Source organism: Microbispora sp. NBRC 16548 (assembly GCF_030268985.1).
Classification (GTDB): Bacteria; Actinomycetota; Actinomycetes; order Streptosporangiales; family Streptosporangiaceae; genus Microbispora; species Microbispora catharanthi.
This window is the reverse complement of sequence record NZ_BSSF01000024.1, coordinates 1-12,912: the sequence shown is the minus strand read 5'-3', so window position 1 is coordinate 12,912 and position 12,912 is coordinate 1. Positions and strand designations below refer to the sequence as shown.

The following is a 12,912-nucleotide window of genomic DNA, read 5'->3' as shown; positions in this document are numbered from 1 at the left end:
CTGCGGGGCGCGCCAGTGCCGCCGCTGCCTTCGTCCGGGCGGCGCCGGGCCGCTCGTCCTGCGGCGTCACAGCCTGACGGCCGGCGGGACGGACGGCCAGGTCGTCATCGCCTACCAGGCCGAGCCCGGACCGCCCTCGGCCGCCGCCCTCGCCGGGCTCACCGCCCCCGCGCGCGTCACACGGGCCAGCCGCCCCGCTTGCGCGGCGACCTGAGCGGCACGGCGGCCGACAGCGGGGAGGCCGCGCCGGGAGACAGGGCGTCGAGGACGAGCGCGAGGTAGCGCCGCCAGCCGTCGCTGCCGGGATCCATCGTCCACAGCACACCCATCAGCATGACCATGATCCTGGGCAGGTCGTCGGGGACGAGGTCGGCACGGATGAGACCGGCCTGCTGCCCGCGCCGGGCCAGCAGGGTCAGCGACTCGATGAACGGACTGCTGGCCTCCGCGGTGATGGCGCCGGAGTTCCGGGCGGCGGCCAGGGTGTTGAGTTCACGGGCCGCCGTGGACATCGCCGCCTCGAGCACGGCTGTCAGACCGCGCCGGGGATCGTCGTCGCCGAGCGCCCGTTCGATGGCGGGGGCGATGTCCTCGGCGAAGCTCTGGTCGAGGGCCGCCCGGACCAGGCCCGCCTTGTCCGGGAAGTGGCGATAGAGCGTCGCGATGCCGACCCCGGCGCGGCGGGCGATGTCTTCGAGCAGCGCGTCGGGGCCCTGCTCGGCCCAGACCTCCCGGGCCGCGCGCAGAATCCTGCCGGAGTTGCGTGCGGCGTCGGCGCGCAGCCGCCGTGAGGTCTCGGTGGTCACCTCCACAGGATAACCAAGTGATAGGCGACTATCGGTTAGTTCCGACACTCGTCAGGGCTCATCCCAGGTGACAAGCATGTGCTCGGGCCCTCGGGTGGACAACCCCGTCTTCCACGCGACGTCGTCCTCGGGGCCGGCGAAGCGGAGTCCCGGCAGCCGTGTGAGCAGCGTACGCAGGGCGACCTGCAGCTCCATCCGGGCGAGCGGGGCGCCGAGGCAGTGGTGCGCCCCGTGCCCGAACCCCACGTGCGAGGCCTGCTGACGGTCGAACGCGAGTTCGTCGGGGTTCGTGTAGACCGACTCGTCGCGGTTGGCCGAGACCAGGCTCACGACCACCGGCTCTCCGGCGCGCACCGTGACGCCGCCGAGCTCGACGTCCTCCAGCGCGTAGCGGGCGATGGAAGCGCCACCCCCGAGCGGGACGAAGCGCATCAGCTCTTCGACCGCCCTGGGTATCAGGTCGAGGTCCGCGCACAGCGCCGCGAGCTGCTCGGGGTGGGTGAGCAGCACGTAGACGAAGTTCGGGATCTGCGTGGCCGTGGTCTCGTGACCGGCGACCAGCAGCGCCTCGGCCAGCGACAGCATCTCCTCCTCCGACAGCCGCTCCTCGTTGTCGCGGGCCGCGACGAGCGCGCTGAGCAGGTCGTCCTTCGGGGTCTGCCGGCGCTCGGCGATCAGACCGGCCATGTACTCCCGTAGCAGGCCCATGCAGCGCACCACCTGCTCGGGGGTGAACCGCGTGGTGGACAGGAGCGCGTCCGACCAGGTCCGGAAGTCGACCCGGTCCTCGACGGGAACGCCCAGCAACTCGCAGATGACCGTGATCGGCAGCGGCAGCCCGAAGTCCTCGACGAGGTCGGCCGGGGCGCCCTTGGCCAGCATCGCGCCGACGAGATCGTCGGCGATCTCCTGGGTCCGTGGCCGCAGCAGCTCGATCCGCCGTACGGTGAACGCCTTCGACACCAGCCTGCGCAGCCTGCTGTGCTCGGGCGGGTCGAAACTGAGGATGCTGCCGGGGCGGGACTGGTGAGGCCGCATCCGCGGCTCGTCGCGGCCGATCGCCGCGGCCCGGCTGAACCGCGCGTCGCCGAGCACGACCTTGACGTCCTCATAGCGGGTCGCGAGCCACGCGGGTTCACCGTAGGGCAGCCGGACCCGGCACAGCGGTTCCTCCTGCCGCAGCCGGGAGAAAAGGGGATCCACCTCCAGCCGGTCCAGCTGGCCGAAGGGGAAGGTCCGGGGTTCGACAGTGGTCATGATGCCTCCAGAGCGGATCGTCGTTCACCACGAGCCGTCGAGTCGCCACTTGATAGTCAACTATCACATGACTCGTGTAAAGAGATCAACGCAAGCGAGAGCAAAATCTCACTTGAGGCGATATGACCGCAGGAGGAGGCCGAAATTCCCGCCCTATCGGGCGGCGGGGTCGCTGTCGTGGACGGTGGCGATGTCCGCCAGCCCGGAGATGGTCAGGACGGGAGTGAGCAGCGGGTTGGCGATGAGGGTGATGTGGTCGGCGTGGGCGAACAGGACGCTCAGGCCCGCGCTGTCGAGGTATTCGACGGAGGTCAGGTCGAGGACGACGGGCCCCGGGGTGCTCTCGAGAGCGGCTTCGAGGGCATCGGTGTTGCTCATGTCGATCTCACCGGCCGCGGTCAGGAGAGCGGCGCCGTCCGGGCGAACCCCAGGAGTGAGAGTCAGGGGCGTGGTCATCAGGCGATCCTCATCTGCATGTCGACGGTGGTCCCGTACGGGCCGGGGGTGATGGTGACCTGCTGCATCATGGCGCGCATGAGCGCGACGCCGCGGCCGCGGTGGGCGTTGGCCTCGGGCTCGGGGGACTTCCAGCGGCCGGTGTCGGCGACGGTGAGGCGCAGATTGTCGACCGATGCCTCGGCCCGCAGGCGGACGATGTCGCCGGGGGTGTGCCGGTGGCCGTGTTCGATGGCGTTCGCGCACGCCTCACCGGCTGCGACCAGGATGTTCTGGACGATCTGGGTCGGTAGGTCGCACTGGCCGAGCCAGCTCCGCAGCGCCTTACGGACAGGCGCCAGCTGGGACGACTCGGCGGGGAAGGTCATCTCCAGCGGGGCCGGGTGCCGGTAGAGCAGCAGAGCGACGTCGTCGTCGTAGCCGTCCGCGGGCGCCAGGCGGATCATCACCTGGGTGGCGAGGTCGTCGACGGCGACGTTCCTGCCGTCCTGTACGGCCTGGCTGGCCTGGTCGATGCCCGAATACAGCGGACGGCGGCGGCGTTCGACCAGGCCGTCCGTGTACAGCATGAGCGTGGCGCGCGCGGGGATGATCGTCTCGCTCTCCGGACGGGTCGCGCCCGGGCGTACGGCCAGGGGAACGGAACGTCCACCGTCGAGCAGGCCCGTGCTGCCGTCGGGGAGGGCGAGGATTCCCGGCGGATGTCCGGCGCTGGAGTAGGACAGGCGCCCGGTTTCCGGGTCGAGGACGGCGCAGAAGACGGTGGTGCACCTGGCGCCGGGAACGCCGGCCGCGAACTGGTCCAGGGCCATGAGCACGCGGGCCGGGCTGTCGTCCTGCAGCAGCAGCGCGCGGCAGGCGCTGCGCAGCTGTCCCATGACGGCGGCGGCCTGCACCCCGCGCCCGACACAGTCGCCGACCACGATGCCGATGCGTCCGCCGGGCAGTGCGATGGTGTCGTACCAGTCGCCGCCGACCTCCAGGGGCCTGGTGGCGGGCTCGTAGCGTACGGCGAACCCTTCGGGAAGCCGGGCGGGGCCGAGGATGGCTCGCTGCAGCGCGATGGCGGTCTCGCGTTGCTGGTCGATCTGGTGGGCGCGCACCAGCCCCTGGGCGAGACGCCCGGCCAGCAGCGACAGCAGCACCTGGTCCTCGCCGGTGAAAGGCCGGCGGTCGCCCAGGTCGACCCACAGGGCCAGCTGGCCCTCGGGGTGCTCAAGCAGGATGCCGACCCCGTCGCGGTCGGCGACCGGGGTGAGCAGCGGCCGCCGCAGCAGATCGGTGAGCGCCCGGCGGCGATCGCCCGGCAGCCCATGCCAGTCCACCGACTCGCCGGCGGCGGTCAGGGTCGGTTCCTCGCCGTGGTCGAAGACGGCGGCCAGAACCGACTGGGCGCGCCACAGACTCCGCAGTTCCCGCAGGGCGCCGGTCAGCGCGTCGGAGAGGCTCCCGGCCTGGGACAGGCTGGTGCTCAGCGAGGCGAGGGCGCTCTCGCGCTGGATGGCGTAGTGCTCGGCGGTGACGTCGCGGAAGGTGCCGACGACGACATGCCGCCCGGTGTCGGGATCCTGCGCCTGGTTGAAGGTGACGCTGACCCACAGCCGGTGCCCGTCGCTGTGGGTGACCGGGATGGTGTAGCTGCCCTGGCCCGGGCCGAGAAGGCCGCTGAAGGCGTCGGCGACCTGCTGGTGGGCCTCGGGATCGGTGGTGGCGTCCGGCCACCACGGGTGGATCGGCGTGTAGGGCAGGTGCTCGGGGCCGTAGCCGAGGATGTCGGTGAAGGCGCTGTTGATCTCGACGACGGCGCCCTGCTCGTCGCAGACGAAGAACGCCTCCTGCAGCGAGTCCACCAGCGCGCTGCGCCAGCGCGCCTGGTGCTGGCGCAGCCGCGCCATGTCCATGTTCGCCCTCACCCGCGCGAGCAGCTCCGCGGCGGCGAAGGGCTTGACGAGGTAGTCGTCGGCTCCGGCCTGCAGGCCCTCGATGGACGCCTCCTGGCCCGCCCGGGCCGACAGCAGCACCACGGGCACGGCGGCGGTGCGTGGGTCGGACCGCAGCGCCGAGACCAGGGACAGGCCGTCAAGGCGGGGCATCATCACGTCGCTGACCACGAGGTCGGGGGCGTCCGCGCGGACGGCGTCCAGCGCCTCCATCCCGTCGCTCGCGGTGCTGACGACGTAGCCGGCGCCCTTGAGGAGACGGACGAGATACTCGCGCATGTCGGCGTTGTCGTCGGCGACCAGCACACGCGCCGGGGCGGCCGAGCCTCCGGAACGGGCGGCGGAGCCGTCGTGGGACGGCATCCGCATCGTGTCCCGGGTGGGCTCGCCGGTGGCGTCCACGGGCAGCCAGCGCAGCGCCTCTTCGACGTACGGATCCGCAGTGGTGGCGCCGGCGCCGGTGCCGGCCGTCGTGATCGCCTCGGCGGGCAGGTGCGCGGAGCCGTACGGCAGGCGGATGGTGAAGCGGGTGCCCGCGCCCTCGGCGCTGTCGGCGCTGATGGTGCCGCCGTGCAGGCCGACCAGCTCCTGCACGAGGGCCAGCCCGATGCCGCTTCCCTCGTTGGACCTCGATCGCGCGTTCTCGATGCGGTGGAACCGCTCGAACAGCCGCGGCACCTCCTCGGCCGGGACGCCGATGCCCGTGTCGGTGACGGTCACCACCGCGTGGTCGTCCTCCCTGCGCACGGTGACGCCGATCGAGCCCTCGAAGGTGAACTTCAGCGCGTTGCTGAGCAGGTTGAGCATCACCTTCTCCCACATGCCGCGGTCGACGTAGACCGGCTCGTCCATGGGAGGGCAGTCGACCCGGAAGTCCAGACCCGCCTTGTCGATGGCGGAGCGGAAGAGGCTGGCCAGCTCGGCGGTGACCGCGGCCAGGTCGACCGGCTCGTAGCTGGCCTGCATCCGGCCGGCCTCGATGCGGGAGAAGTCCAGCAGGGTGTTGACCAGCTTGCCCAGCCGCAACCCGTTGCGGCGGATGACCTCCAGCTCCTCGCGCACCTGCGCGTCGGCTCCCCGCAGGCGGCCGCGCAGTTCCTCCACCGGCCCCATGATCAGGGTCAGCGGTGTGCGGAACTCGTGACTGATGTTGGAGAAGAAGACGGTCTTCGCGCGGTCGAGCTCGGCCAGCTCCTCCGCCCGCCGCTGCTGGGCCTGGTAGCTGCGGGCGCTCGCGACGCCTGCCGCGACGTGCCCCGCGGCCAGGTCGATGAACCCGCGGTACGCCTCGTCCAGGGGGCGGTACCGGTTGAGCGCGGCCACCAGGAACCCGTACGGCGCACTGCCCTGCTGGAGCAGCGGCACCACCAGCGCGTGCGTGGGCGGCTCCGGCCAGTCTCCGGCCGGGAGGCCGGCGAACGGGGCAGGGTCGAGCGGGGCAGGGTCGAGCGGCACGATCACCGACTCTCCCCGGGCCAGCGCCGTCGCGGGCCACACCGCGTCCGGGGCGTCGGCCGGCAGCGTGAGAGGGGCGGCCGGGTGCCCGGCGGAAATCCCGGTCACCCCTGCCAGGCGTGCCCCGCCGCCGTCCTCGAACAGGTAGGTCAACGTGAACGGAAGGTCGTGCAGGTTGCGGCCGAGCTGCCGGCAGGCGAAAGCCAGCATCTCCTGCTCGGTGCGGACCACGCTGGGATCGGAGCCGAGATCCCGCAGGGTCGCCATGCGCCGCTCGCCGATGACCCGCTCGGTCTCCTCGCTTACGACGCACAACATGCCGACCACGGTGCCGGAGTCGTCCCGGAGGGGGCTGTAGGAGAACGTGTGGTAGCTCTCCTCCGGATAGCCGGCCCGCTCCAGGAACAGCAGCAGCGCCTCGTCCCAGGTCGCCTTCCCCGTGGCCAGGACGGTGTCGATCCGCGGGCCGATGTCGTCCCAGATCTCCGCCCAGACCTCGCTGGCGGGCCGTCCCAGCGCCCACGGGTATTTCCGGCCCAGGGTGTCACGGCGGTAGGCGGCGTTGCAGAAGAAGGTCAGCTCCGGCCCCCACGCCATCCACATGGAGAACCGGGACGACAGCAGGATGCTCACCGCCGTCTGCAGGCTCTGCGGCCACTCCTCCGGCGGCCCGAGCGGGGTCGCCCGCCAGTCCACCAACGCCAGATCCCGGCCGACCTCGTCTTCGGCGGCGAACACCCCGGCTCCGGCCGCTGTCGGCGGCCCCTGCTCAGCGTCCTCACAGCGCGTCACTTGACACCCTTTCGTTCACGCCGAGCCCAGCCCACCCACGCCGGACTCCGTACCGTGCCGTTGCCACCCGGCGGGCCCCGCACAGGTGTGTGGGGGAGGTCGGTGACACGTGCGCAGCAGGATACTCCGGCAGGCAAAACCGGATGAATCGTACGGAGTGCGTGTCCGGGCCTATTCGTGTGACCTTGCGTCGGATGGCGCGAGCACCTCGGTGAAAGACGCCACCGCCTGGAGGTGACCGGCGAGATGGGGTGCGGCCTGCGGGTTCTACGCTGAGGCGGGGGCCGTCCTGGCGGTGTTCCCCCGTGCCGCTGTGACGGATTTCGTCCGTCCGGGCTCACGCGGTGCTGTCGGCCGCGGTTCGTCACCATGCGCCACGAGACCCCGGCGTGTGGAGAGCGGAACAGTGAAAGGATTGCGAGGGTGACGGCAACAACCAGTGACATCGAGAAGGCGGCCGGCGTGCTGCGCGCCGGAGGCCTGGTGGCCTTCCCGACCGAAACCGTCTACGGTCTGGGCGCCAACGCCGAGGACCCCGCCGCCGTCGCGCGCGTCTTCCAGGTCAAGGGGCGCCCGCCCTCCCACCCGCTGATCGTCCACATCGGCGGCGCGGAGCACCTGGGCGACTGGGTCGAGGACGTGCCCGCGGCGGCGCGCCTGTTGGCCGAACGCTTCTGGCCGGGGCCACTCACTCTGGTCCTGCGGCGTGGTCGCCGGGTGTCCCTCGAGGCGACCGGTGGCCTGGAGACGGTGGCCGTTCGCGTGCCCGATCACCCCGTCGCACTCGCGCTTCTGTCGGCCTTCGGCGGAGGTGTCGCGGCCCCGTCCGCCAACCGCTTCGGCTCGGTCAGCCCCACGACGGCGGACCACGTCCGTGCGGAGCTTGGTGATGCCGTCGACTTCGTGCTGGACGGCGGCTCCTGCGAGGTCGGCGTCGAGTCCACCATCGTCGACGCCACGGGCGACACTCCGAGCGTCCTTCGGCCCGGCGGGGTGACGCGCGAGGACCTCGAGGCGGTGCTGGGGCGCCCGCTCGCGGTTCACTCCACGAGCCGCGTCCGGGTGCCGGGCCAGCACCCGTCACACTACGCGCCGCGTGCGCGGGTCGTCCTCGTCGAGCCCGAGAAGGTCGTCGCCGAAGCGGAGCTCGCGCAGGAGCTAGGGCACCAGGTGGGCGTCTTTCTTCCCCCCTCCTTCGCGGGCGCCCAGGTGAAGGCGCACGCCGTGGTGGCGGTCCCCGATTCGATGGCCGCCTACGCGCGCGGGCTGTACGGGTTCCTGCGCGAGCTCGACCAGCGGGGGTGCGACCTCATCGTCGCGTCCTTGCCGGTGGAGGAGGGGCTGGGACTCGCGATCGCCAACCGGCTCCGCCGCGCCGCGGGGCCCCGGCCCTCCGAGTGACCGGCGACTCTCCTCACTGATCACAGTCCCCCACCGCCGGAGCCAAGCCTCCCGACAGCGTTCACAACGGCGTATGGCACAGCCGGAGGGGAGAAGAACCATGACGATCGACCGGACCGTACCCGATACCAGGTTGACGGCGGAGGCCACCGAGTTCGTACGCGAGGTCAGCAGCGACCTGATCTACCACCATTCACGCCGTGTCTACTTCTTCGGCAGCCTGATGGGGCGGAGACGGGACCTGAGCTTCGACCCGGAGTTGCTCTACATCGGCGCCATGTTCCACGACCTGGGGCTCAACGAGGAGTATCGCGGCAGCGGGCGGCGCTTCGAGGTGGACGGCGCCGATGCCGCCCGCCGCTTCCTGCAGGAACGCGGTGTGCCGGAGGACAGCGTCCGCCGGGTGTGGACGGCGATCGCCCTGCACACCACCCCCGGCATCCCCGAGTTCATGGAACCGGAGGTTGCGCTGGTCACGGCGGGTGTGGAGTACGACGTGCTCGGCATCGGCTATCACGATCTCGACGACGCCCAGCGGGCCGAGATCACCGCCCTGCATCCCCGGCCGGGTTTCAAGGAGGCGATCCTGCGGGCGTTCACCGAGGGCGTCGCACCCAAGCCGGGGACCACGTTCGGCAACGTCAAGGCCGACGTTCTCGAGCGGTACGTGCCCGGCTACCGACGGGGGAACTTCGTCGACACGATCCTCGGCTCCCCCTGGCCGGAGTAGGTCACCGTGAGTCGTTGTCGAGGACGATGCGGATGAGCTCCAGACGGGAGCCGATGCCGAGCCTGCCAAGGCATGCCACACGTGTGTGCTGACGGCAGACCGCACGTGTCCCCCGCACGAGCTACCGGCGAATGTCCACCGTGAGGTGACGATCCCGGGCCGCCGGATCCGTAGCGTTACGACGCAGCCACGGCGCTCCGTCCGCTTTCCCGCTACACCGCCGTGCGCATCACCCCGGCGTCGACTCCCTCATCGGAGGACCTCATGCTCCCCAAGATCAAGACATCCGTTGTGGCCGCGCTGTGCTGCACCGTGCTCGGCGCGGGGGTCGCCGGCTGCGACGGCGAACCGCTGGAGAACTGGGATCCCCTCACCCCCGCCACGCGGACAGCCGACGCCGCCCCGATCTCCGGGATCAAGAAGATCGATGTCGCGGGCCGGTCGGTGAACGTGTCCTGTTCGGGAGACCCGGAGAAAGGCAGGCCGGTCATCATCCTGATGCACGGGGGAGGCGATGGGCTGGACAAACTGGCCGCCATCCAGAAGACGCTGAGCAAGCAGAACCGGGTCTGTTCCTACGACCGGCTCGGCGCGGGCGCGAGCGACAAGCCGGACGGCCCGCAGAGCTTCTCCAGCACCGGGAAGATCCTGACCGGGGTGCTCGACCGCGTCGCCGGTGACGGCCCGGTCGTCCTGGCCGGGCACTCGCTGGGCGGACTGATCGCCGCCAGGTACGCCCCCGACCACCAGGACAGGGTCAAGGGGCTGGTTCTGATGGACGCCACCCCACCCACCATGGCGGACGACATCACGAAGGCGATCCCCAAGTCGGCCACCGGCCCGGCGGCCGAGTTGCGCGCACAGAACCTCGCGATGTTCCAGGGCGAGAACCCGGAGAAGCTCGTCATCGCCGACGGCAAGGTCCGTTCCGCCGGGAACATCCCGGTCGAGGTGATCCAGCACGGGAAGCAGTACCTCGCGGCCGTCCCCACGTATGGGCCGCGCCTGGAGCAGGCGTGGGCCGCGGGCCAGCGCGAGTGGCTCGCGCTGTCCAGCGGCAGCAAGCTGAGCACGGCCAGGAACAGCGGCCACTACATCTACGTCGACCAGCCCGATGTCGCCGTCCAGGCCATCGAACGCGTCACCGCTCAGGCCACACGTCACGCTCATGGTGAGTGACCAAGGTCCAGGATCGGTGGCCACTGCGTCTGGGCGAGTTGGTCGGCGAAGTGCTCGCGGTGGTGGCATCAAGCCCCGGCTGTGATCACGGCGGTGTCGCCCAAGAGCCGCGGCGTCAGGGGCAGCACCCTCGAGGAGCTCATGGAGCCGAACTCTAGGGTGGGCCTATGGTCATCGATCCCCACGTCGTCGTCACGTTCTGCCTGGCAGCCCTCGTCGTCTCCATCGTGCCCGGCCCCGACATGCTGTTTATCGCCGCCACCGGCCTGGCATCGGGGCCCCGGGCGGGCGTACTCGCGGCGGTCGGCATGTCCACGGGACTGGCCGTGCACACGACGCTGGCGGCGCTGGGCCTGGGAGCGCTGCTGAGCGCCTTTCCCACGGTCTTCGACGTCATCCGCGTCGCCGGAGCCGCATACCTGGTCTACCTGGCCGTCACGTCGTTCCTCGCCGCCCGCCACGACCAGGACGTCCCCGCGCAGGAGCTCGGGGCGCCGCTGGGACGCGTGTACGGCAAGGCCGTGCTGACGAACCTCGCCAACCCCAAGGTGATCGCCTTCTACCTCGCGTTCTTCCCGCAGTTCGTTGACCCGGCCCGGGGCAGCGTGACCGCGCAGTTCTTCTTCCTCGGCGCGCTGTTCATCGTCGTGGGCCTGTCGGTCGACGCCTCCGCCGGATTGCTGGCCGGCCGCCTGGGCGACCTCGTCCGCGGGCGCCCGGCCGTCCAGAGGTGGCTCCACCGGATCTCCGGCACCGTCTTCGCCGCGCTCGCGGTGCGCCTGGCCACGGACAGCCGATAACCCGCATACACGACATGTCCTCCGGGGGCCGCCCTCAGCTTCCTCGAAAGCCGGCTGACGTCGGCGAGGAGCATTCCCGGGACGAGCGGAAACACCGGCTGCCGAGGTCCGCTGCGAAGCGAATGGCAGCCGGCGTTCACCTGCGCCCGATGTCCTGACCGGCCGCGATTCCGCCGGGAGCGCCGCTCACAGCCGGAAGCTCACCCCGTCGCGCCCGGACGATCGCCGGCTCATCCCGCCGAACCCGTGTAGCTGTACGTCGCGTTGCCGTGAACGGTGATGCGCGACCACGGCTTCAGGCTGGCATAGCATCCGTACTTCGCCACGCAGTACTCCCCAGATGGCGTTGCAGGTGCGACCATGCCGATGTTGTCCCGACCCCGCCTGCTTGGTTGACCTGCAGCTCTCGCATGTAAACAATGCTCTGAGCATCGCTCAGGTAGTCGTAGCGATTCTGCCAGGAGGTCACCCGAGAGCCGTCGCGGCAGTAGACGACGCGGTGATGCCATACGTATATGGTCGACCCGAGCAGGCTCCGCTTGCGGAACCAGACGTCCGCGTACGCACCGCAAATGGCGTGCGTGCTCGCGTCGTCATTCGTGGATGTACTGGACTCGTCGGGTTTCGTGGGGTCCGGGACCTGCGCGGCGATCTCCGGATCGGATTTGAGCACGTCCGCCGCCTGGCCCGGGAGAGTCGCCGCGTCGCCTCGGTGTGCACGGGCGCCGCGGTGCTGGCCGCCGCCGGCCTGCTCGACGGGCGTCGGGCCACCACCCACTGGAAGTACGGGTACGTACTCGCCACCCGTCACCCGGAAATCACCGTCGACGCCGAGCCGATCTTCATCCGCGACGGCAACGTCGCCACGGCCGCCGGGGTCACGAGCGCCCTCGACCTCACCCTCGCCTTCATCGAAGAGGATCACGGGGCCCCGCTCGCCCGGGAGGTGGCCCGCTACCTGGTGGCCTACCTGCAGCGACCCGGCAACCAGGCGCAGATGAGCATGTCCACAGAAAGCCCGCCGCCAAGCGACAGCCTGGTCAAGCGCGTCGTCGACCACATCACGGGCCACCTGGACGGCGACCTGACCACGGCCTCCCTGGCGGCCGACGCAGGCGTGAGCGAGCGGCATCTCACCCGCCTCTTCCTCAGGCACCTGGGCCAGAGCCCGGGCCGCTTCGTACGCCGGGCCCGCACCGAGGCCGCCGCCCATCTCCTCGTCTCCACATCCCTGCCCATTGCCGCCATCGCGTCCCGTTGCGGCTTCGGCACGACTGAAGGCCCCCGTCAGAACTTCCTCGATCGGTACGGCATCCCGCCCTCGCGCTACCGCCAGACCAAGACCATCCGGTAGCCGCGAAGGGCGGTCTACGCCTACCGCCGCGGCCTGGCGACCTGAGACAGGTCTCCGACCCGGACTCGGAGACGAAATCCCCACCCTTGCGCTAGTTGTACGCCATCCTTCGCCCCGTATCGTCCCCATCAGTGATCCCATCTGTGTGAGAAGGGACCGGCATGTCCGACGATGCGGTGCGACGCGTTTTCCGATCAGTCGATTCGTTCGATCCTGAGGAGTTCGGGCGACTGCTGGCCGAGGATGCCACGCTGGTGTTCGGCAATGCCGAGCCGCTTGCGGGACGTGCGGCCATCGTCGCCGGGCTCCGGGACTTCTACTCCACCATCGGCGGCCTGCAGCACCGGGTCGTCCGGAACTGGCGGTTGGATGCCGACATCATCGCCGAGACCGAGGTGACCTACCGGAGGCTCGATGGCAAGGATGCGAGCGCCGTAGCCGTATCGATCTGGCGCACCCGCGACGACGGCCTGATCTCGGACTACCGCATATTCGTCGATCTCGCCCCCGTCTACGCGGTCTAGCACTCGCGTGCTTCCGGACGACCGTGATGGCAAATCGATGGCAAACGCTCAAAAGGCCAGGTCCCGATATCTTGGGAACTGGCCTCTGAACTGGTACTTCGTGGTGGGGCTACCAGGACTTGAACCTGGGACCTCTTCCTTATCAGCCTTGCCTCGGCGTTCAACCCTTCGTGGTCTTCTAGTGACTCTCGGCTTATAATCCCAGGTAGAAGCCATGA

The 12,912-nt window shown here is 70.4% G+C and carries 10 protein-coding genes; 6 read left to right on the top strand and 4 right to left on the bottom strand.

All coding sequences use genetic code 11. The annotated features are described in order from the left end of the window. Positions 1-176: 176 nt before the first annotated feature. The 4 genes from QSK36_RS39400 to QSK36_RS39385 form a co-directional block, all read right to left on the bottom strand. Positions 177-806, bottom strand: a complete 630-nt coding sequence (locus QSK36_RS39400; RefSeq protein ID WP_285785919.1) for a TetR/AcrR family transcriptional regulator — start codon at positions 804-806, stop codon at positions 177-179. A 51-nt stretch (positions 807-857) separates the two neighbouring features. Continuing rightward, a complete protein-coding gene (locus QSK36_RS39395; RefSeq protein ID WP_285785918.1) occupies positions 858-2,063 on the bottom strand; it encodes a cytochrome P450 in 1,206 nt (401 codons plus the stop codon). A 153-nt stretch (positions 2,064-2,216) separates the two neighbouring features. Next, on the bottom strand, positions 2,217-2,519 hold the full coding sequence (locus QSK36_RS39390; RefSeq protein ID WP_183538206.1) for an STAS domain-containing protein: 303 nt from the start codon (positions 2,517-2,519) through the stop codon (positions 2,217-2,219). Next, complete coding sequence (locus tag QSK36_RS39385) at positions 2,519-6,706, bottom strand: SpoIIE family protein phosphatase (protein WP_285785917.1); 4,188 nt, start codon at positions 6,704-6,706, stop codon at positions 2,519-2,521. Before QSK36_RS39385 ends, QSK36_RS39390 begins: the two co-directional genes overlap by 1 nt. Before the next feature lie 423 nt (positions 6,707-7,129). Here QSK36_RS39385 and QSK36_RS39380 point away from each other — a divergent pair, with 423 nt between their 5' ends. The 6 genes from QSK36_RS39380 (at position 7,130) to QSK36_RS39355 (ending at position 12,694) form a co-directional block, all read left to right on the top strand. After that, positions 7,130-8,107, top strand: coding sequence for an L-threonylcarbamoyladenylate synthase (locus QSK36_RS39380; RefSeq protein ID WP_285785916.1), 978 nt, complete (start codon positions 7,130-7,132; stop codon positions 8,105-8,107). A 100-nt stretch (positions 8,108-8,207) separates the two neighbouring features. Continuing rightward, positions 8,208-8,837, top strand: a complete 630-nt coding sequence (locus tag QSK36_RS39375) for an HD domain-containing protein (protein WP_182901822.1) — start codon at positions 8,208-8,210, stop codon at positions 8,835-8,837. Positions 8,838-9,101: 264 nt separating this feature from the next. Then, positions 9,102-10,016, top strand: coding sequence for an alpha/beta fold hydrolase (locus tag QSK36_RS39370; protein ID WP_285785915.1), 915 nt, complete (start codon positions 9,102-9,104; stop codon positions 10,014-10,016). Between the two features lie 167 nt (positions 10,017-10,183). Continuing rightward, positions 10,184-10,816: a LysE family translocator gene (locus QSK36_RS39365; RefSeq protein WP_285785914.1), complete on the top strand. Its 633-nt coding sequence runs from the start codon at positions 10,184-10,186 to the stop codon at positions 10,814-10,816. Between the two features lie 424 nt (positions 10,817-11,240). Further along, positions 11,241-12,170: a GlxA family transcriptional regulator gene (locus tag QSK36_RS39360; RefSeq protein ID WP_502883441.1), complete on the top strand. Its 930-nt coding sequence runs from the start codon at positions 11,241-11,243 to the stop codon at positions 12,168-12,170. Between the two features lie 161 nt (positions 12,171-12,331). Beyond that, the gene (locus QSK36_RS39355; RefSeq protein WP_285785912.1) at positions 12,332-12,694 is read left to right on the top strand and encodes a nuclear transport factor 2 family protein; all 363 of its coding nucleotides are present in this window, start codon (positions 12,332-12,334) and stop codon (positions 12,692-12,694) included. Positions 12,695-12,912 lie beyond the last annotated feature (218 nt).